The organism is Aeromonas sp. HMWF017, assembly GCF_003061465.1.
Lineage (GTDB): Bacteria > Pseudomonadota > Gammaproteobacteria > Enterobacterales > Aeromonadaceae > Aeromonas > Aeromonas veronii.
Genome location: NZ_QAJD01000147.1, coordinates 1 through 19,993, shown reverse-complemented (window position 1 = coordinate 19,993; position 19,993 = coordinate 1). Strand labels below are relative to the sequence as shown.

Below are 19,993 nucleotides of genomic sequence, written 5' to 3'. Positions count from 1 at the left end.
CAAATATGAGCTGGCTAGCCGTTCGCGTTGAAATTGGTCATCCCAGCCAAAGAGCGCCTCAACATAGGGAAAAATCCCCTGTTTCACGGCAGTAAAGACCAGCTCAAATTCACTTTGCGGTACATCTACAAGCTCAATACCCATTCTCGTCCTCCCTGCCCACCTCATATCGACGCGCTGATGGTCAGCACCATCGTTTGGTATGCCTTCCTGCGATAGCAGGTTATACCACTACCACTGAACTTGAGCCCAAATTAAATTCTCATTTGGATATCTTGTCCGTTAACAGGAAGATGAAAACATCTTGGATATAAACAGGAGAGAGTAATTAAAAATCAGAGGATTAGTAGATGCAGGCTGGCAAAAGACTGGCGTGATAACTTGCTTGAAACGCATCTTATCTCGCACTTGAGATATGAATAAAAAATCGGGCCCCCTGGCCCGAATGGATTAAGAGTAGCTGACCTCATCCAGGAAAATAAGCTGCAGTGGCTCTGCAAGCAGAGACTCAGCCTGCGCGGCAAAGGCCTGAAAATAGTCAGTCTGACAATGGCTATCCAACGCGGCTTGGCTGACGAATGCCTCACGCATGTAAAAGGTGCCTGGCTCATCTCGCAATTCAAACAGCACATAGTCCAAGTTACCCGGTTCGTGCCGAGTAGGCTCAATAAGCTTGATCAACTCCCGGCGCAGCTGCTCCCTCATACCGGCTCTAGCTTTAAGCACTGCGATGGACACCAGTTTCTCTTCATCTGCTCCGTTATCAGATCAATCGTTCAAGTATTTCGATTGGGTGTACCTCTTGGATACGGAGCAGTGTAAGAGTAGCGACTTGCAGGATATAGCCATGCAGAACGGATACTCTGTTCACGCAACTGAACAAGTGGACTGCTAGAGCACCTCTATCTTTACTTTGATAATCCCATCGCGAATATTGCCGATGGTGCTAAAGGCAGATTTGGAGAGATCGATAATACGCCCGTTTTTAAAGGCGCCGCGGTCATTGACCTTGACCACTACACTCTTGCCGTTGGCGAGGTTGGTGACCCGCACCATGGCGCCAAAGGGCAATTCCATATGGGCGGCGCTATTGAGGTTGCTGCGATATAACTCGCCGCTGGCGGTCTTTTTGCCGTGATAGCGATCGGCATAATAGCTGGCATAGCCGGTTGCGCTATAGCCGCGCCAGCTGCCGCCGTGACTCTCGTCATAACGGCTGCTACAGGCCGCCAACAGCAGGCAAAGAGATAACAGCAGCCCTTTCTGGATATGTTGCACCTTTCCCCCCTCTCCTCTCTTCTTCTTTTCGCTATGCGCAATTTTTCTTCTTCGATGCGGCCGGTGACGCTGGCGACACACTTGCAGGCGGGAGCTCTCACCTTGCCATAGATCCAAGGCACTCACCATGTTACTCGCCTTGTTGTCAGGCAGCAGCGACGGTGCGGCTACTTTGCCATATCTTCCATGTAAAAAGGGAGGCAAATGCCTCCCTTTAACCTTTTTACCAGTCATCCCGTGTCGGGATGGGCCAGAGACTTCTCAGGCAATCAGCTTGTCATCGCTAAAGCCAAAACCACGCAGACCCACCACGTGCACATGCTCGTGCTTGCCCTGCACCTTGCGGATGAGCTTGTAGGTGGTGCCCTTCTCCGGGCTGATGTTCTCGGGCGCCGCGATAAGCAGCTGCATATCCTGACGCTCGCACAGCTCGAACAGGGTGGCGATGGATTTGCCATCCAGACGGGCCGCTTCGTCGAGGAACAACAGACGGCACGGGGCGATATCCTTGCCGCGCAGACGGCGGGACTCCTCCTCCCAGCTGATCAGCACCATCAGCAGGATCGCCTGACCGGTACCGATCGCCTCGCCGGTGGAGAGCGCACCGCTCTCGGCCCGCAGCCAGCCATCGGCCCCGCGCTGCACCTCGATCTCCAGCTCCAGATAGTTGCGATAGTCGAGCAGCACGTCGCCCATCACCTGATAGCTGCGATCCCCCTGCTCGATCTGCGGATTGAGACGCTGGAACAGCTTGGCCATCGCCTCGGAGAAGCTGAGCTCCTTGTCGGCGAACAGATCGTTGTGCATGGCGGTTTGGTCGGCCAGCGCCGTCAGCAGACGGGTGTGGGCCTCGCGGATATTGACGTTGAGGCGCACCCCGCGCACCAGACCGAAGGCGATGTTCTGCAAGCCCTGGTTGAGCACCCGGATACGGTTCTGCTCGCGGCGGATGATGTTGGTGATCTTGGCCGCCACCTCGTGGGAGGAGAGCGACAGATGGGTTTCCCGCTGCTTGAGCTCATCAGCCAGACGGGCCAGCTCGATCTCCATCTCCTCGATCGCCTCGACCGGATCATCGGAGCGGATGATGTCGTTGCGGATGCGATCCTTGAGGTAACGGTAGACCTGCACGTAGAAGGCCACCTTCTGCTCGGTGCTGCGGTTGCCCTCAGAGAGACGCAGCGCATCGCGCAGGGCCTCGTCGTGGGCTACCGCCACCCGCAGGGCGCCGAGGGCCTTGTCCGACATGGAGCGCAGCTCGTCGCTGTCGAGGTACGCCAGCTCGCGCTTGTTGAGGCGCTTCTCGACGTCGGTCTCCCGCGCCAGCCGCACCACCCGCGACCAGCTCGCCTTGTGACCCACCAGAGATTTACGGGCGCTGTAGTAATCCTTGCCTTCCAGCTTGAGACGGCCACCGAGGGATTCGATCTCGCGCTTGGTGACCTGCAACTGGGCCTCGGCGCTGGTGCGACGGGAACGGGTACGGATCAGCAGCTCTTCAATCTCTTTCTTGTGAGCGCGCGCCTTCTCTTCCATATCGTCAGAGAGGGTCAGCCCCATGGCCGCCAGCTCCTGCTCGAACTCGGTCAGGGTCTGGCGCTTGGCCTCGACGCTGGAGTTGAGGGCGGTGCGCAGTTGCAGCGCCTCGGTGTGACGCAGGGCAATCTGCTTGTGCTGCTCGCCGGCAGTGCGGGCTGCCAGCTCAGCCGCTTTCAACTTCTCTTTGAGCCGCTCGCTCATCTCGGAGGCCTTGCCCAGCAGGTCTTGTGCATCCTGATAGGCAAAGTGCGGCAGACGGGCCACCAGCTGATCGAGGGCGTAGCAACGGCGCTTCTGCTCGGCCAGCAGGTCGCTCACCTCATCATAGGCAGCCTGCAGCGCGGCAAGATCCTGCGGATCCTGACGCAGCACCTGCACCATGGTTTCCAGTTTTTCCAGCGACTTGCCGTGCTTGGCGATAAAGGCTTCGGCCTGTTTTAGCGCTTCCACATCGGCGTGAGCCGCCTCGAGGCGGGCCGCCAGATCAGTCTCGGCAAACAGGTGGGCAAAGGGCAGCATCCCCTGCACCAGCTGGATATGGCGAGTCAGCTGGGCGGCGGCCGCTTTGGCATCACTCAGCTGCTTGTCACACTCACCGATGGCCCCTTGCAGCGCGCGAAGTTCGGCCTGCTTGGCCTGCACTTCGGCTTCGGGGTCGGGGCGGAAGGCGATATCCAGATGCTGACCGATAAAGTCGCGGAAGTGACCGTAGAGACGGTGGTACTTCTGCTGCTCGAAGGCGGCCTTGGCGTAGCCCTCGATCAGCCCTTCGCGCTCAAGGTCGAGCTGCTCGATCCGTTTTTCCCGCGCCGCGCGACCAAACAGCGGCAGCTCGGGGTAGCGGGAGAAGCGCACCTGACGCTTGCTGGTGCGTACCAGCACGGCGTCCCCCAGCTCATCCGCTTCCACCAGATCCTCGTCAAAGGAGTCGGGGTTGCCCTGAATCAGGTAGATATCTTCCGGGCAATCCTCCAGCTTTTTCAGCCGCTCGATGGCGCCCTCAAGGTCGAGCACTACCAAAGCGCTGCGAGCCGGGCCATAGAGTGCGGAGTAGTAAGGGGCATCATCGATGGAGATGTCGTCATAGACATCGGAGAGCAGCACGCCCCCCACTTGCTCGGCGATGCGGGCAAGACGGGGATCCGCCTCGCCTGCTCCCAACTGCAGGTTGCGAATTTGCAGCTCCAGCGCCTGTTTCTGCGCAGCGATACGGTTGCTCTCCTGTTCGAACTCGCGCTCTTTGTCGAGCACGCTCTGCATACCGGCCGAAAGCTCTTCGGCGGTGGCCAGCGGCAGGCCGCTTTGCTCGCGCAGCTGCTCGAGCTTTTCAAAGGATTTGAGCCAGCGCGGGGCCAGCTTGGTGAGCTCCGCAATATCGCGGCCCAGCTGGGTGCCCTGATGCTCGAGGCTGGCGCGGCGTTGGTTCACCTCCGCCTGCTGCTCGGAGAGCTCCTCCTGACGGGTGCGCTGGGCTTCGAGGAAGATCTCCAGCTCATCGCTGCTGGCAATCAGCTGGCCAGAGGCCTGCTGCAGCTCGTCACGCAGCTTGAAGAGACTCTTCTGGCTTTCGCTCTCTTTCTCGAGGCGAGCCAGCGCGGCGCGCAGCCCCTGCCCCTGGGCAATACGGGCCTTGTCTTCGATATGACGCTTGAGCAGCGCCTGCGCGGTAGGCCAAGCGGCCTCTCGCACTGTTTCCGGGGCGATGCTGAGCAGCAGCGCCAGCGCCGCTTCGTGCTCGGCCACTGCCGCCTTGGCCAGTGCCAGCTGTTGCTCGGCCCCCAGCACCCGGCTGGTGAGGCTCTGCTCGGCGGCGCGGAACTGATGCAGGGTGTCGCTCGCCTGTTCGGCGGTCAGCCCCGGCAGCTCGCACTGCTCGCGGGCAGCATCGAGGGCCTGCACCGCCTGACGGTACTGGATGGCGCGGGTCTGCTGGATATCGAGCGCCTGCTGGTAGTCGGCCAGCTGGGTCTTGAGGCTGTCTACCTCGGCCTGCGCCAGCTCCTTACGCTCTTCCACTTCCAGCAGCTGGCCGTGGATCTCTTCCACTACTGCCTGCTGCTGTTCGAGTTTGTCAGAGAGATCAGCCAGATCGGCGCGGTACATCTCGATCTTCTTCTGCAGGGAAACCGCCGCCATCACCTTGGCCAGATGCTCGGAGGCAGACTCCAGCTCGTCGGTCAGCAGTTTCTCGCGGTTGGTAAGCTGCTCCACCTCATCGGCCAGATAGATGGCGCGCTGTTTCTCTTCGGCCAAGATGCGGCGTTTATCCGCCAGCTCCTGACGCGCCTTGAGGGCCAGCTCGGAGAGGCGGCTCTTCTCGGCGGCGTTGCGCACATAGTCCGCCGCCACATAGTGGGTGGTCTCGGTGATCAGGTTCTTGAACAGATCCCGCTGCCCCTGGGTCTCTTTAATGGCTTCCAGAGTGCGGCGGTTTTCATAGATGGCCGCCTCCATGTCTGCAAACGCCTTGCGCACTCCGGAGTTCTCCGGCAGCAGGTACTCGCGCAGGGAACGGCTGATGGACGAGGAGATGCCGCCGTAGAGGGAGGCCTCGATCAGGCGATAGAACTTGCCGCGATCTTTTTGATCCCTAAGCTTCTTCGGGGTGATGCCGAACTCGAACATAAAGTTGTGATAGTCGGTCACCGTATTGAACTTGGCGACTTTCAACGCCCCCAGCTCGGCGGCCGCCCCTTTCAGGTCGGTAAAGGCACGTACCCGCCCCTTGCCACCATCGAGCTTCTCCAGCAGCAGATCGGTCGGCGCCAGATTCTCCGGCACATCCACCAATGCAAACGGGGTGATGTTGACCTTGTTGTCACGGTTGGCCACCTGTTCGAGGTGGACGCCGACCCAGATCCGCTGTTCGCGGCTGTTCATCACTTCCAGCAGGGAATAGCAGTGGCCGCGCTGCAGCTTGCCGTAGAGCCCCTTGTCACGGGAGGCGCTGCTCGATCCCGCTTCCGTGGTGTTGCGGAAATGGAGCAGTGACTGGTCGGGGATGAGCGCTGCGATAAAGGCCGCCATGGTGGTGGACTTGCCCGCGCCGTTGCCGCCGGAAAGGGTAGTGACCAGCTGGTCGAGATCGAAGGTTCGGGCAAAGAAGCCGTTCCAGTTGACCATGGTCAGGGATTTGAACTTGCCTCGCACCGGTTATACCTCCAGATCCAGTTGTTCTTCATCGAGATCCGCCTCGATGTCATCAAAGAGCGAGTCGCTGCTCGGCATTTCGTCGTCGTGGAAGATGGCTTCACCCTCCTGGATCATCCGCAGCTGAACGGCGCGCGGATCTTCATCGGAACGCACGTCGGCGGCGAAACGGAACACCGATTCGTTGACCCGGAATTTATCCCCGTTGCCAAGGGCGGTGATCATGCCAAGGCGGCGCAGACGGCGCATGGAGGTACGGATCTTTTCGAGCAACTTCTTCTTGTCGAGATCGGTACCGCCAGAGCGGCTGTTGACCATCCGCAGCAGTTGCTTCTCGTCGGCGAGGCTCAGCACCTCTTCTTGCAGCTCGGCCATGGCGAATACCCCTTCGGAAGCCAGACGATCCGGGCTCAGGTAGAGGTAGCAGAGCACCTTGCCCACCAGCATATCGAGCTCGGAGAGCACAGTGGTGCCGATGTCGGAGCTCGGGCGCGGACGCAGATAGAAGAAGCCTTCCGGCGCCTTGATCAGCTCCACCTGATAGCGGCCGTAGAAGATCTCGAGCTCGCTGTGATATTCAACCAGCGCCGAGTGCTGCTCGAACTCGTCGGCACTGATGTGGCGACCGGAGCGCAAGGCAGTGTCAATGCGCGGAAACAAGGGGTTGGCAATCGCCTCTGCGAGCCGCAGCGGCAAGGGAAACTCAGTATTGATCAATGACATAGGCCTGAACCTTGGATCCAGCTTGGTTAATGGGTTTCCATGCGGGTTGGCGATGCAGTTCGCGCTCGCCGCTGGCATGGCCTAGGCGCACGGCCTGGTCGATCAGAAGACGCGCCACATCGAAGTGGGCATGGGCCGGGTAGTCCAGCAGGTATTCCAGCAGCACATCGGCCAAGTCCAGCTGCTGCCCCTGCTCGGGGTAGCGGGCCAGATAGCGCTCGATGCGCTCGGCCAGCTCCTGGTTGATATCCACCATCTCCATGTACTCCATCTCGAGGGGCACCTCACCGGTCACCTCCTCGTCGTGGATGGCGATGGTCTCGTCGCGTAGCTCCAGCAGACGGGGCTCTTCGGCCACCCGCAGCTGCCAGTTGTGCTGCTCGAAGTTTCGGATAGACTCGCGCAGCCGCTGGCTGAAGGCACGGTTCTTGTCCATGTCGATGGCGTTGCGGATAAATTTGTGGACGTGTCTGTCGTAGCGAGACCAGAGCTCGATGCACTGCTGACCCCAGCTGGTGATGACGTCAAGGCGCCCTTGCAAGGCGTGAGTCAGCTCCTCGACGTGGAACAGATCGTCGCGCCCCTGCGCCGCTTCCTGAATGTTGAGCAGCCCCGCCTGCAGGCGGTGGCCGGCAGCGTCCAAAGTATCTTGCAGCTCGCGCAGGGTCTGGCCGGTCTCGTGCAGCAGCTTTTCGCAGCTGTGAATGGCATCGACCCAGTTCTGGGTCAGCAGGGCCGCAATTTCGCTTTTGACCTGATTCTGCTGCTCATCCATGGCGCGCTGGGTGAGATCGATCCGCCCCAAGGTCTCTTCCAGCGAGAAGGTGAGGCGCGGCAGCACCTCGGCATCCCATTGCTCGCGGGTGTTGGTTTCCAGCGCCGCCTTGCGGGCGGTGTCGAGCTCGGAAGCCAGATGTTCGAGCAGGATGGAGAGCTTGATGGAGTCAACCTGACGCTGATCCATAAAGAAGTCGACGATGCTCACACCCAGGCGTGACAGGCGGTAGAGGCTCTCCCCCGCCACCATGTCGGTGTTGAAGCGCGACAGCAGCTGCTGGCGAATGAGATCGTTGATGGCGTTGTTGGCGCGACCTGTGAGGGTCTCGTCCATCTGGCCGAAGGCGCTGCTGACATAGCCAAAAGCGTCGTGCAGCGCTGCTTCCGACAGGTCCGACTCATCTTCGGACAGGGTCTTGATTGCAATCAGAAAGGCCAGCCGGTCGGTCGGCAGGCTCAACGCCAACCCCTCCTGCCTGACCCACCCTACTAGCTCCGGCAAAGAACGCTCTGGCAGGGTACGGGATGTACTCATCATGATGTTGTCATCTCGTTGTTGTATTGGGCGCAAAATCGTGCGCGCGGCTACATCCGGTAGCATCGAAAACATGGTTCACATCGACGTGAACAGCGAGCAATCAGCTGGCCGGCTTCTGGGCCATCACATGGATATAGCGACCGAGGGAGACAAAAGGCTCCTGACGGCAATATTGCTGCTCCATGGCCAGCAGATCGTCGAACTTCTCCACCTGATCCTGCTTGTGACGCATATAGTCGTGGATGACCCGCACTCCGGTCTTGCCGATGATGCGCAGCCCCCCGCGACCAATCCAGTCATAGACCTGCTCCGGCAGCTGGGGATTGGTGGGCGTAAGCGCAGTCTGACGCTTCTTGCGAAGACCAAGGCGCACATAGTCAAAATTGCCCACCACCAGGCTCTGGAACAGCAAACCATGACGGTTGTAAAAAAGCAGCGACAGTATGCCCCCGGCATTGACGAAAGGGAACAGACCCAGCAAGGTCTGGCGCGGCTCGGCAAGCCACTCCAGCACCGCATGGCAGAGCACCAGATCAAAGGTCCCGGTCACGTGTTGCTTCAGATCCTGAATGGGGCAATGGATGAGACGAATTTTGTCTTCCAGCCCCTTCTCGGCGATCTGGCTGCGGGCCAGTTCCAGCATTTCTGCTGACAGATCGCACAGCTCCACCTGATGGCCCATGGCCGCCAGCTTCTGGGCAAAATAGCCAAAACCGCCTCCCGCATCGAGGATGCGCAGCGGTCGGTTGCCAAGGCGGGCCAGGCAGGCTTCGATGTCGCTCCAGACAATGGTGGTGCGGATGCGCCCCTTGGTGGAGTCGTAAATGTTGCGGGCGAACTTGTCGGCGCGCCCGTCAAAACTCTGATCGTGCTTCAAGGAGAAACTCAACATTAGCGCCACAGGGTTGTGGCCATCCCAAAAAAGAGAGGTATTCTGTCACATCCCGAATTTGCTGAAAACTCAAGGAAGTGTCTGTCGTGTTTGTGCTCAAAAAGTGGCTTGGTCAGCTGTTGATGCCGCTCCCCTTCTCCCTCTCCCTGCTGCTGCTCGCCCTGCTGCTGCTCTGGTTCACCCGTTTTCAGAAAACCGGCAAGCTGCTGGCCACTCTCTCGCTGCTCATTGTGGCGCTGATGGGGATGCGGCCGGTGAGCTATGAACTGGCCCGCGGGCTGGAGCAGACCTACCCGCCATTCGAGGTGAGCCAGCATCCCAACATCGATGCCATAGTGGTGCTCGGCAACGGTCATGTCAGCGATCCGGCGGTACCGATGCGCAGTTGGCAGAACAATATCGCCCTGGCCCGCACTCTCGAAGGGGTGCGCCTCGCCCAGGCCTATCCCGAAGCCGAACTGGTTTTCTCCGGCTATGTGTCGGGGGATCCCCTCTCCAATGCCGAGGTCAATGCCCGGATGGCCGAGAGCCTCGGCATTCCCCGTTCGCGGATGACGTTGTTTGAAAACAACAAAGACACTCATGATGAGGCGGTCAGTATCAGCCGACATCTGAAAGGAAAAGAGGTGGCGCTGGTCAGTTCAGCAACCCACCTGCCGCGCGCCATGGCCCTCTATCAAGGTCAGGGACTCAATGCCGTGCCGGCCCCCACCGACTACACCGCCAAGCAGAGCCAGGTACCCCAGCCCCTCTACAGTTATTTACCCAAAGGGCGTTATTTGATGTATTCCGAAGCTGCCATCCACGAATGGATTGGGGTATGGTGGGCTCGCTTGCGGGGGCAGGTTAACGAATGAGCGATCAAGCGTTTCATTCCTGATTTGGATCAGGAAAGCGAAAAAAAATTACGTCATTTGCCGCCGGGTCAGCTATCTTGGGCTCGGTTCAATTCATATAATGTCGCGCAATCAAATGCCTAGGAGATATACAAGATGAGACAGCACCTGGTAATGGGTAACTGGAAACTGAACGGCACCAAAGCTTCTGTTGAAGCTCTGATCAAAGGACTGACCCCGGCTGCTGCCGCTCATCCTTCTGTGCAAGTCGCCGTCTGCCCGCCGGTTATCTTTTTGGGTCTGGTTGAGCAGCTGACCGCTTGCACCAAAATCGCCTACGGTGCCCAGAACGCCGACGTACACGAGTCTGGCGCCTTCACCGGTGAAAACGCCCCCTCCATGCTGAAAGCCTTCGGTTGCACCTACTCTCTGGTCGGCCACAGCGAGCGTCGTACCCTGCATGCAGAGAGTGACGACGTGGTTGCTGCCAAGTACGAGGCGATCCAGAAAGGCGGCCTGGTGCCGGTTCTGTGCATCGGTGAAACTCTGGAGCAGTTCGAAGCCGGCGTGACCAAGAACGTGGTTGAGACCCAGCTGAAAGCCGTTATCGACCGTTGCGGTATCGCCTCCTTCAACAACGCCGTTATCGCTTACGAGCCGGTATGGGCCATCGGTACTGGCAAGACTGCCACTCCGGAAATCGCTCAGTCCGTTCACGCTCACATCCGTCAGTATCTGGCCAGTTTTGATGCCGCCGTTGCTGCCAAAGTACAGATCCTGTACGGCGGTTCCGTCACTGGTGCCACTGCTGCCGACCTGTTCGGTCAGCCGGACATCGACGGTGGCCTGGTCGGTGGTGCGTCCCTGAAAGTGGACGACTTCTCCCAGATCATCGCTGGTGCAGCCAAGTAATCGCTGATTACGGCAAAGAGAGGGGCTTGTCCCCTCTCTTGTATCGCTTTTCCTATGGTGGCCCCCGCATCCCATACGAAAGCCGATATAGTAAAAGTGGCTTGTCTATTTCCAAACATTCGCATTTGACAACTCAGATCCAGAGGCACTCATGACCAAACAAATCAAACGTATTGGTGTTCTGACCAGTGGTGGCGACGCGCCGGGTATGAACGCAGCCATCCGCGCTGTGGTTCGCGCCGGTCTGCATTACGGCCTGGAAGTTTACGGTATTTATGATGGCTACCTCGGTCTGCACCAGGATCGCATCGTCAAGCTGGAGCGTCACAGCGTCTCCGATGTGGTGAACCGTGGTGGTACTTTCCTCGGCTCCGCCCGTTTCCCTGCTTTCAAAGACCCCGCAGTGCGCGCCGAAGCGATCGAGAACCTGAAAAAGCACGGTATTGACGCGCTGGTCGTCATCGGTGGTGATGGCTCCTACATGGGTGCCAAGAAGCTGACCGAAGAGGGTTTCCCCTGCATCGGCCTGCCGGGCACCATCGACAACGACATAGCCGGTACCGACTTCACCATCGGTTTTGATACCGCTCTGAACGTGGTTGTTGACGCCATTGACCGTCTGCGTGATACCTGCAGCTCCCACCACCGTATCTCCGTGGTCGAGATCATGGGCCGCCACTGTGGCGATCTGGCCATGTCTGCCGCCGTTGCCGGTGGTGCCGAATATGTAATCGTGCCGGAAGTGGCTTTTGACAAAGAGAAGCTGCTCAAGCAGATCAAGGAAGGCGAAGCCAAAGGCAAGAAGCACGCCATCATCACCATCTGCGAGCACGTTACCGACGTGAACGCGCTGGCCAAGGACATCGAAGCCCTGACCGGTCGTGAAACCCGCGCCACCATCCTGGGTCATATCCAGCGTGGCGGTGCCCCGACTGCTCGTGACCGCATCATGTCCAGCCGTATGGGTGCCTACGCCGTTGAGCAGCTGCTGGCTGGTCACGGTGGTCGCTGCGTCGGCATTCAGCGCAACGAGCTGGTACACCACGACATCATCGACTGCATCGAGAACATGAAGCGTCCGTTCGATCAGGAGCTTTACAACCTCTCCACCACCCTGTTCTAAGCCTCGCGGCTTTTTACCGGCTGTTGATGACAAAAACCCTCCATCGGAGGGTTTTTTTATATCTTGCAAAAACGGGGGCATCGGCACGCTGTGTGACCCTCACCATATGGGTTGCCTGATTCCCAAGCCTTGCGCCATCAGACAGATCACTAGCCTTCCCCTCCTCACACCAACCGGCATCAGCCTACGAACAGAGTTCCGGTATTGTCGTGGTTGTTTTATCACTGCGAACCGGATTGCGTTGACCTGTGCTCTGTCGCCCCTGAAACCAGCTTGTTCAGCCTCCTCGTCATACGCCGCTTTTTATATCTCAATCTTGTAGAGGGGATTCAGATATCTTCCCCAACCATGCTCCGGCGCAGCTCTCGTATTGCACTCACATGACTCACGCAGATGCACCGGCTACGCAAATCGCTGCTCGCACCCAGCCCAGCCCAGCCCAGCCCAGCCCAGCCCAGCCAGAGAATACGCCTCTGGCCTATTGCGCACCTCACTCTTGCTGCGGCCATGTCTATTCCGAGGCCAACGGGGAAATTGGCGGTGATAAAACAGCCAGCTGCTACTCTGTATCCCCCCGATGCACCGCTCTCCTCCCTATGAACCCAGTGTATTGCTGTAAAAATGCGGAGACTCCGGACTGATAAAGTGATGGTGCGACAAGGGCTGGCAACCAGATTGTCTCCATAGACTTCTATTGGATGGACTATCTACGTCAGGAGTCGTCAAATCATTGCCTCGCACACTTTTTATGACCTTAATGACGCTATTACGAGGAGGAAAACTTATAAAATGCCACTTAAGCCCCATACAAAACCCATTACCAAGCCAACCACTAACCAACCAACTAATTGAATTTAAATGAAATAATCATAAAAACAGAGTCTTGAATGCCTGCCATGCCAGAGCAGGTGATAAAATCAGCTCAATATGACAAAAATAGCCATCTCAACCAACCTAACAAGAAAAGAAGCTATTTTATCAATTTACACCTTGTTTTACCCCCTTCTTATGGTATCTTGACTACATCAACCAACAACTTAGGGAGAGAAAAATGAAAGAGTTTGTCGTTACTGCCGTTTTCACGGTGTTTTTCACCCTGGTTGCCGTCTCTCTGCCCTCACTGTCACAGTTCTGAGCCGGATAGAGAGGCATCAATCCGGACCGACCCTCTTTGCCATGTCTGTTTAATCGCCACCAACTGGCGCTTTTCAGTGACAATGCCGAGATGGTCAACATAGATATGATTTCATCACGTTGACGCTGTTTCTTTCGCCACAAGGGTGTAACCAGGATGGTTTAACCATATGGCCTGATGGAGTAGAACCAGCAGCAGATCATATCCGAGGGGAGCAAGGCTCCCCTTTTTGTTACCCGCCGTTTGACAATCCCCTACCCAGGCATCTACAACAGGCCGGTTGAAGCCATACGGCCCATGCCCACAACTGATGTTTTCCCCTCCTGTACTCTCCATTCAACACAGCTAAATCCGTCAGCAATCTCTTGTGCACACCTTTGTTCTGATACTTGTCAGGCAGATATAAAAAAGCCCCCGCCATCATGGCAGGGGCTCGCGTAACGCATTGTCAGCTTAGGGCTGTTATATCTCAGTCCAGCTCAAAGCAATTATGCCTTGTTCCAGCGCTGCGGGTCATATTCCGGGCTGAAACGGTCAACAATGACAGCACAGGCCGCATCGCCGGTGATATTGAGGGAGGTGCGGATCATGTCGAACAGACGATCCAGCGCGAACAGCAGCGGCAACCCTTCAATGGGGATCCCGGCCGCCAGCAGCACGGCAACCACCAGGAAGCTTGGGCCCGGCACACCGGCCTGACCGATCGCCCCCAAAGTGGAGGTCACAATGATGGCCGCCCAGGCACCGACGCTCAGATCGATGTTGTAAACCTGCGCGAAGAAGATGGCGACCAGACCGTAATAGATGGCGTTGCCGCTCATGTTGATAGTGGCACCCAGCGGCAACACGAAGGAGGCGGTCGCGTTGGTCACTTTCAGATCATGCTCGCAGGTCTCCATATTGACCGGCAGGGTCGCCATGGAAGAGGCGGTGGAGAAGGCCACGATCTGCGGCTTCTTCATGGCAGAGAGGTACTTCATTACCGGCGTGTTGGAGAACATCATCACCAGCAGCGGGTAGACCACAAAGCCGAAGATGAGGATGGCAGCCACATAGACCACGAATAGCTTGAGTACCAGGGTCAGCACGTCGAAGCCATAGGTACCGATGGCTTCCGCCATCAGACCGAACACCCCGAGTGGTGCGATGATCATCACCTTGTTGATCATCCAGACGAAGGCATCCACCAGGGTATTGAGCCCATCGACCAGCGGCTTGGCCCGCTCGCGCGGCTGTTTGGCCAGCGCAATGCCGAGGAACATGCAGAACACCAGGATCTGCAGGATGTTAGCCTCGTTGAGGGAGTTGAAGACGTTGGTGGGGATCATGCCAAGCAAGGTAGCGACTGCATCCGGCAGCGCCCCTTTATCGGCATAGTCACCGCCAAACATGGAGGCGACGGAAGCGAAATCAACCCCGACACCCGGTTTGAAGATCTGCCCCATTACCAGCGCCAGCAACACGGCCAACGCTGAGGTCACGAGGAAGAAGGCCAGCGTAGCCGCACCGATCTTGCCCGCCGCCGGGCTGGCGCCCAGATTGGCGGCGCCGGAGAGGATGGCTACCGCCACCAGCGGGATCACCAGCATCTTGATCAGCTGGATAAACAGGGTACCGAGCGGTGCAAACACGGTGGCTTGTTCACCCATGAACGCGCCGACCACTGCGCCCAGTACCATGGCGACCACAACCTGGAAGCCGATGTTTTTAATGAGTCCTTTAGTTAACACAATATGTTCCTTTATGTAGCAAAATTCACACTTTTCCCAGTGCAATTAACCAAACAGGGGAATGAGCGGCTGCCCATTCCCCTGTTTGCGCGTGTTATCTCACATTTAATTGCTGTTTTAAATCAGCAAATCATTAACCTTGGCTATTAATAAGTTTGCGAAAAAGTGAAGATTCAAAGCGGCCTCGGCGATTTTTACCTCATCCCCCATGACAACTGGCAAAAGATTGTGCTAGTTTGGCTGCACAAACGTACACACAGGGATGTAAAGATGCTGAAAGTTAACGAGTATTTCGACGGAAATGTAAAATCCATCGGTTTCGAACAAAAAGGCGAGAAATCAACCGTCGGGGTGATGAACGCCGGTGACTACCTGTTCAACACCGCCGCCCCCGAACGGATGACAGTGATCAAGGGCGCCCTCACCATCCAGCTGGCTGATGAAGATGAGTGGCACACCTACAGCCAGGGTGAATCCTTCCTGGTGGCTGGTCACTCCTCCTTCAAACTGGAAGTGAAAACCCCCACCGCCTACCTGTGCGAATTTCTCGACTGATCAGGCCGGTTGAAGGGGATCAGCCCCTTCAACTTTCTTGGTCCCCCCAGCCCTATTATCTGTGTCCATGTCACAGCACCGCACATCCCCGCTTCCTATCCATGGCAAAAATCCTAGAATAAACAGACATAAACCATCACCGGATTGATGTCATGATCAGCGTGTTTGACCTGTTTTCCATCGGAATTGGCCCCTCCTCTTCCCATACCGTCGGCCCCATGCGTGCCTCCTATGCCTTCGTTCAGCAGCTCAAGCTGCAAGGCCATCTGCCACAGGTCACGCGGGTCGAAGTGGAGTGTTACGGCTCGCTGGGCCAGACCGGCAAAGGACACGGCACTGGCAAGGCGATCATTCTGGGGTTGTCGGGCTTTGAACCGGAATCGGTCGATATCGATGCGATTCCCGCCATTCTGGCTCAAGTGGAAAATGAGCAGAGCCTGCAGTTGGCAGGCGAGCAACCAAGCCATTTTCCCCGCACCGGTGCCATCATTTTCAACCGTCGCAAAACCTTGCCGGCCCACACCAACGGCATGACTCTGCGGGCCTTTGATAAAGAAGAAAACCTGCGCTTCAGCCAGACCTACTACTCCATCGGTGGCGGCTTCATCATTGAAGAGAGCCACTTTGCCACCGCCAAAGAAGAGGCCGCCAAGTCCGATGCCGAGCACCCTGTCCCCTACCCGTTCGACAGCGGCGCCCAACTGCTGGCCCACTGTCAGGAGAGCGGCCTCTCCATCTCGGGGCTTATCCTCGCCAATGAGCGGGTATTTCGCAGCGATGAGCAGATAAAAGCGGGGCTACGCAAGATCTGGCAGGCGATGCAGGGCTGCGTCGAGCGAGGCTGCAAAAGCGAAGGGGTGCTGCCGGGCGGCCTCAAGGTACGGCGCCGCGCCCCGGGGCTGTTCCGCCAGCTCAGCTGCGAGACCAACTTCAACAAGGATCCGCTGATGGTGATGGAGTGGGTCGATCTCTTTGCGCTGGCCGTCAATGAAGAGAACGCCGCCGGTGGCCGGGTGGTCACCGCCCCCACCAATGGCGCTGCGGGCATCATCCCCGCCGTGCTGCACTACTACGATCGCTTCGTGCACAAGGTGGATGACGAGACGCTGATCCGCTACTTCCTCACCGCGGCTGCCATCGGCATCTTATATAAGAAGAACGCCTCCCTCTCCGGGGCCGAAGTGGGCTGTCAGGGGGAAGTGGGAGTCGCCTGCTCCATGGCGGCTGGCGCGCTGACCGAACTGCTGGGGGGCAGTCCGGCCATGGTGGAGAACGCCGCCGAGATCGGCATGGAGCACAATCTCGGCCTCACCTGCGATCCCATAGGCGGACTGGTGCAGGTGCCCTGCATCGAGCGCAACGCCATGGGGGCGGTCAAGGCGATCAATGCCGCCCGCCTCGCCCTGCGCGGCACCGGCGAGCACAAGGTGTCGCTCGACAAGGTGATCAAGACCATGTGGGAGACCGGCAACGACATGAAGACCAAATACAAGGAGACGGCCCGTGGCGGCCTCGCCGTTAACATTACCGAATGTTAAAAAACGGCAAATGACTCCATTTGGTTCCTAAATGCCCGGCATCGCCGGGTATTTTTATGGGCAAACGCTTAACAAAATGGATAAGCACAAAAATAAATTTTATACTCGCGTCTCAGATTCAACAAAAATAGATCTATTTCAACTTTTTTTAGGTCTGGAGCCGTTACACTACGGTTATCTGGTTCTGTGACCTGCGCTGACAAGCGCGTTCCATGGATCTCCCAAATTTCTGTGAGTGGGCATGCCGCCCCCTTCTACCCTGAGGTAATAGTGACATGATCAGCGTTTTTGATATCTTCAAAATCGGTGTAGGCCCCTCTTCTTCCCACACTGTTGGCCCGATGAAAGCAGCCAAACAGTTTGTTGACGAACTGCGCGCAGGCGGCAAGATCCGCGATATCACCCGCATCAATGTAGATGTCTACGGCTCCCTCTCCTGGACCGGTAAAGGCCACCACACCGACACCGCCATCATCATGGGCCTGGCCGGCAACCTGCCGGAGAACGTCGATATCGATGCCATTCCTGAATTTATCTCCCGCGTAGAACAGACCGAGCGTCTGCCGATCGGCCTGCACTGCCACACCGTCAGCTTCCCGCGCGATGCCATGGTATTCCACGACGAAGCCCTGCCGCTGCACGAGAACGGCATGAAACTGACTGCGCTGATCGAAGATGAAGTGGTCTACAGCAAGACCTACTACTCCATCGGTGGTGGTTTCATCGTTGACGAAGAGAACTTCGGCAAGGCTGACAGCGGCGACATGTCCGTTCGTTACCCGTTCAAGAGCGCCGCTGAACTGGTTGCCCACTGCAGCCAGACCGGTCTCTCCATCTCTGCCCTGATGATGGAAAACGAGAAGTGCTTCAACACCCCGGAAGAGATCTACAAGAAGTTCGGCAAGATCTGGAACACCATGCGTGAAGGTATCGAGCGCGGCTGCCGTACCGAAGGCGTTCTCTCCGGCCCGCTGCGCGTACCCCGTCGTGCGGCTCCGCTCTACCGCCAGCTCAACACCAACGAGAATCTCTCGAGCGACCCGATGAACATCGTTGACTGGGTCAACATGTTTGCTCTGGCCGTGAGTGAAGAGAACGCAGCCGGTGGCCGCGTGGTCACCGCCCCGACCAACGGCGCTGCCGGCATCATCCCGGCCGTACTGGCCTACTACGACAAGTTCATCCAGCCGGTTGGCCGCGACGAGTACACCCGTTTCTATCTGGCTGCCGGTGCCGTCGGCATCCTCTACAAGATGAACGCCTCCATCTCCGGCGCCGAAGTGGGCTGCCAGGGTGAAGTGGGTGTCTCCTGCTCCATGGCCGCTGCCGGCCTGACCGAGCTGATGGGCGGTAGCCCGGAGCACGTCTGCGAAGCCGCTGAAATCGGTATGGAACACAACCTGGGTCTGACCTGTGACCCGGTTGCCGGCCAGGTTCAGGTGCCCTGCATCGAGCGTAACGCCATCGCAGCCATGAAGGCGGTCAACGCCTCCCGTATGGCCCTGCGTCGTACCTCCAAGCCGCGCGTCTCGCTGGACAAGGTGATCGACACCATGTACGTCACCGGCAAGGACATGGACTCCAAGTACCGTGAAACCTCCCGTGGCGGTCTGGCCATCAAGGTGATGCAGGTTGCTTGCGAATAAATAGGGGTTGCGACCCTCATCTGAACAAAGGCGGGATATCCCGCCTTTTTTATTGTCCGAATGGAATGCGGGGCACTTATACCGGCATACCGACCATTTCACTGTAGGGCGTCGCTGATATGCCCCTGCTACGCCACCGCAATGCGGATTGCCTTGTCTGCAATTACATGCCTTGATTAACTCGTCTCAATGGATTGGAAGCGACGTTCTACCCTGCCAGTAACCTTTACCCGCTATCTTGCCCCGGTCACGATTTCACAACTAATCGATATCGAGATGACCCCTCAGCTCAATATCCCCCCTTTGGTCATACCCTTGTTTGGCAAGACGCGGTTACCGCTCACCCTTGCGAATTACATGCTGATAGCCATCTGTGTTGCACCTTCTTGATCAGGGCAAACAATCAAGTACACAAACAGGGGGTTAGCTCATCACTTTGGTCACAGCGCATCGCGCAAACTGGTTTTAGCACAGTTATCACCGCCCTCTTTACACCCTATTTGATGTACAGTGGAGGCCAAAAAAGCGCCCAAGGAAGGGTCTGAAAATAATCGATGAATTGGCCAATAGCCGTTGAAATGGAGGATATGAGCGTGCGCCACTCGCTATTTTTGTGAGCGCCAGCAAAGGTTGAGGATATGGTGTTGGGAGCAGATTGACTTTCTATTTAAACAGCGAAAAGTGAATATCACCAAAGGGAGGGTTTAATTTGGCCAGATCCTGTCACGGGATTATCGCAAGCTACCTCTCCGGAGCCGGAATGCGTCATGCAGAGTCACAAAGAATTAGCCCCGCTGGGCAGATCACACAACGGGGCTGGATATTCAGGATGGTTTTTTCAGGCTGGCCTTGTGCTGCTCCAGCAAATTCTCGGGAGGCGGCGGCACCTGCAGGTAGAAGCCCTGGCTGGTCAGCGCGGCCATCACCTTGCCGACATCAGCCAGTCCCAAGGGCTTGGCCGGATCCAGCTTGGTCATCAACACCAGCTCGGGACGCCCGAATGCGCTCAGCAGTGGCTCGGGAACACGGGAGAAATCCTCTCTTTTTTCAACAAAAAGGTAGGTCTCGGCTTTTTTGCGACTTTTATAGACTGCACACAACATGGAAATTGATATAATCCGACGAGTTTATTGCCTCTGATGGGGGCAAACTATAACATCAGGAATTGAATAACAATAACGGATTAGCATCTCTGCCTCGGGGAAGATTCATGGTTGAGCGCGATAACGAATTGAAAGGGACCACCTTCACTATTTCTGTGTTGCATATCAGCGATGGCGAGCCTGAGCGGATACGTCAGTTGTTGGCCGAAAAAGTGGCCCAGGCACCCTACTTTTTTAATTGCGCACCGCTGGTGATCAATGTTTCCCGACTGGAACATATTCCCGATTTCGAACAGCTCAAGGAGCTGGTGGAGTCCGAAGAGTTTGTGCTGGTCGGCATCACGGGTGCGCGCAGTGAAGAGATGAAGACGGCCGCCAAGGCGGTGGGACTGGCCGTGATGGCCTCGGGCAAGAGTCGCAAGAGCGAACCGGAACCCGAGCCTGCCCCCGCGCCAGCCGCGCCTGTGGTAGTTCCCGAGCCCGAACCCGCCCCCTTGATCCCGAGCAAGGTACATGTG

At 57.4% G+C, this 19,993-nt stretch carries 14 protein-coding genes and 2 pseudogenes; 7 read left to right on the top strand and 9 right to left on the bottom strand.

The window, feature by feature from the left end; genetic code table 11:
• The 7 genes and pseudogenes from DBR30_RS22285 to cmoM all read right to left on the bottom strand — a co-directional run.
• Positions 1 to 144, bottom strand: a pseudogene (locus DBR30_RS22285) (GNAT family N-acetyltransferase); the annotation flags it as partial.
• 306 nt (positions 145 to 450) lie between these two features.
• Positions 451 to 741, bottom strand: a complete 291-nt coding sequence (locus tag DBR30_RS15225; protein WP_375135853.1) for a putative quinol monooxygenase — start codon at positions 739 to 741, stop codon at positions 451 to 453.
• A 150-nt stretch (positions 742 to 891) separates the two neighbouring features.
• A complete protein-coding gene (locus tag DBR30_RS15220; protein WP_181363598.1) occupies positions 892 to 1,278 on the bottom strand; it encodes a septal ring lytic transglycosylase RlpA family protein in 387 nt (128 codons plus the stop codon).
• Positions 1,279 to 1,539: 261 nt separating this feature from the next.
• Positions 1,540 to 5,967, bottom strand: coding sequence for a chromosome partition protein MukB (mukB, locus tag DBR30_RS15215; protein ID WP_108541060.1), 4,428 nt, complete (start codon positions 5,965 to 5,967; stop codon positions 1,540 to 1,542).
• Positions 5,968 to 5,970: 3 nt separating this feature from the next.
• Positions 5,971 to 6,690, bottom strand: a complete 720-nt coding sequence (mukE, locus tag DBR30_RS15210; protein ID WP_005345759.1) for a chromosome partition protein MukE — start codon at positions 6,688 to 6,690, stop codon at positions 5,971 to 5,973.
• Entirely contained in the window at positions 6,671 to 8,005 is a 1,335-nt protein-coding gene (gene mukF, locus DBR30_RS15205) for a chromosome partition protein MukF (protein ID WP_108541203.1), read from the bottom strand. The genes mukE and mukF overlap by 20 nt, the downstream gene beginning before the upstream one ends.
• 100 nt (positions 8,006 to 8,105) lie before the next feature.
• On the bottom strand, positions 8,106 to 8,882 hold the full coding sequence (cmoM, locus tag DBR30_RS15200; RefSeq protein WP_033113262.1) for a tRNA uridine 5-oxyacetic acid(34) methyltransferase CmoM: 777 nt from the start codon (positions 8,880 to 8,882) through the stop codon (positions 8,106 to 8,108).
• A gap of 101 nt (positions 8,883 to 8,983) precedes the next feature.
• Here cmoM and elyC point away from each other — a divergent pair, with 101 nt between their 5' ends.
• The 3 genes from elyC (at position 8,984) to pfkA (ending at position 11,768) form a co-directional block, all read left to right on the top strand.
• Positions 8,984 to 9,754: an envelope biogenesis factor ElyC gene (gene elyC / locus DBR30_RS15195; protein ID WP_181363597.1), complete on the top strand. Its 771-nt coding sequence runs from the start codon at positions 8,984 to 8,986 to the stop codon at positions 9,752 to 9,754.
• Positions 9,755 to 9,889: 135 nt separating this feature from the next.
• Positions 9,890 to 10,645 carry a triose-phosphate isomerase gene (tpiA, locus tag DBR30_RS15190; protein WP_108541205.1) on the top strand — a complete coding sequence of 252 codons (756 nt, stop codon included), beginning with the start codon at positions 9,890 to 9,892 and terminating at the stop codon, positions 10,643 to 10,645.
• Between the two features lie 151 nt (positions 10,646 to 10,796).
• A complete protein-coding gene (gene pfkA / locus DBR30_RS15185; protein ID WP_041207654.1) occupies positions 10,797 to 11,768 on the top strand; it encodes a 6-phosphofructokinase in 972 nt (323 codons plus the stop codon).
• Between the two features lie 1,623 nt (positions 11,769 to 13,391).
• Here the strand turns inward: pfkA and DBR30_RS15180 are convergent.
• Entirely contained in the window at positions 13,392 to 14,633 is a 1,242-nt protein-coding gene (locus tag DBR30_RS15180) for a dicarboxylate/amino acid:cation symporter (RefSeq protein WP_005352303.1), read from the bottom strand.
• 270 nt (positions 14,634 to 14,903) lie between these two features.
• Between DBR30_RS15180 and ppnP the strand changes: the two genes are divergently transcribed.
• From ppnP to DBR30_RS15160, 3 genes are all read left to right on the top strand, one after another.
• Positions 14,904 to 15,188, top strand: coding sequence for a pyrimidine/purine nucleoside phosphorylase (gene ppnP / locus DBR30_RS15175; RefSeq protein WP_005336842.1), 285 nt, complete (start codon positions 14,904 to 14,906; stop codon positions 15,186 to 15,188).
• A 152-nt stretch (positions 15,189 to 15,340) separates the two neighbouring features.
• Positions 15,341 to 16,726, top strand: coding sequence for an L-serine ammonia-lyase (locus DBR30_RS15170; protein WP_108541206.1), 1,386 nt, complete (start codon positions 15,341 to 15,343; stop codon positions 16,724 to 16,726).
• A gap of 275 nt (positions 16,727 to 17,001) precedes the next feature.
• Positions 17,002 to 18,372, top strand: a complete 1,371-nt coding sequence (locus tag DBR30_RS15160; RefSeq protein ID WP_108541207.1) for an L-serine ammonia-lyase — start codon at positions 17,002 to 17,004, stop codon at positions 18,370 to 18,372.
• Between the two features lie 824 nt (positions 18,373 to 19,196).
• Here DBR30_RS15160 and DBR30_RS15155 read toward each other — a convergent pair.
• Positions 19,197 to 19,475, bottom strand: coding sequence for a YcgL domain-containing protein (locus DBR30_RS15155; RefSeq protein WP_042062665.1), 279 nt, complete (start codon positions 19,473 to 19,475; stop codon positions 19,197 to 19,199).
• 107 nt (positions 19,476 to 19,582) lie between these two features.
• Here DBR30_RS15155 and minC point away from each other — a divergent pair.
• Positions 19,583 to 19,993: pseudogene (gene minC, locus DBR30_RS15150) on the top strand (septum site-determining protein MinC); the annotation flags it as partial.

Bases quoted from the DNA above. Each gene is read 5' to 3' on its own strand.
- mukE (WP_005345759.1), bottom strand. From the start codon at position 6,690: ATGTCATTGATCAATACTGAGTTTCCCTTGCCGCTGCGGCTCGCAGAG.
- mukF (WP_108541203.1), bottom strand. From the start codon at position 8,005: ATGATGAGTACATCCCGTACCCTGCCAGAGCGTTCTTTGCCGGAGCTA.
- tpiA (WP_108541205.1), top strand. From the start codon at position 9,890: ATGAGACAGCACCTGGTAATGGGTAACTGGAAACTGAACGGCACCAAA.
- pfkA (WP_041207654.1), top strand. From the start codon at position 10,797: ATGACCAAACAAATCAAACGTATTGGTGTTCTGACCAGTGGTGGCGAC.
- ppnP (WP_005336842.1), top strand. From the start codon at position 14,904: ATGCTGAAAGTTAACGAGTATTTCGACGGAAATGTAAAATCCATCGGT.
- DBR30_RS15170 (WP_108541206.1), top strand. From the start codon at position 15,341: ATGATCAGCGTGTTTGACCTGTTTTCCATCGGAATTGGCCCCTCCTCT.
- DBR30_RS15160 (WP_108541207.1), top strand. From the start codon at position 17,002: ATGATCAGCGTTTTTGATATCTTCAAAATCGGTGTAGGCCCCTCTTCT.
- DBR30_RS15155 (WP_042062665.1), bottom strand. From the start codon at position 19,475: ATGTTGTGTGCAGTCTATAAAAGTCGCAAAAAAGCCGAGACCTACCTT.